Source organism: Bacillus sanguinis (assembly GCF_018332475.1).
GTDB classification, from domain to species: Bacteria; Bacillota; Bacilli; order Bacillales; family Bacillaceae_G; genus Bacillus_A; species Bacillus_A sanguinis.
In genome coordinates this window covers 1-504 of sequence record NZ_BOQB01000546.1, presented here as the reverse complement: position 1 = coordinate 504, position 504 = coordinate 1, and the positions used below count along the sequence as shown (strand labels likewise).

Annotated in this window: 1 protein-coding gene; it reads left to right on the top strand. The window is 32.7% G+C overall.

Annotation, left to right across the window (positions count from 1 at the left end; all coding sequences use genetic code 11):
* Nucleotides 1-504 (top strand): YknW family membrane protein (gene yknW, locus KI369_RS28425; RefSeq protein ID WP_212958986.1); only part of this gene is annotated, 504 nt, incomplete at both ends.

Genomic DNA, 504 nt, shown 5'->3' with positions numbered 1-504 from the left:
GACTTGTAGGTGGTTTAAATTCGTATATTACGTATACATCACCTGAGATGATTGAAATGCAAAAGAAATTAGGCGGCGAATTTGCAAATCAGGGTTCGCTTGTATCAGATGTAATTTCTAGTACGATATGGGGAATAGTGGGTGTTATGATTGCAACATTAGTTGTTGCAGCTATTTATAAAGTGTTTATGATGTTTTACGGGAATGATACTTCTTATAAAAAAATAGTAATGATTATTGTATACGCGGATATTGTTGTTGTTATTGGTGGACTTATTAATGGTGTTATAGCTTTAATTTTAGGTGCTGGACCAACTGCGTATACAAGTTTAGGACCACTATTCGATCAAGGTTCACTTGCATATGGAATTGGTAATACAATTGAATTGTTCTATTTATGGAATTTAGTTTTAATTTGGTTAGGATTACAAGTTACAGCAGGATTAAGTAAAGTGAAAGCAGCTATTCCAATTATCGTTTTATTCATTATTAAGGCGGTATTCT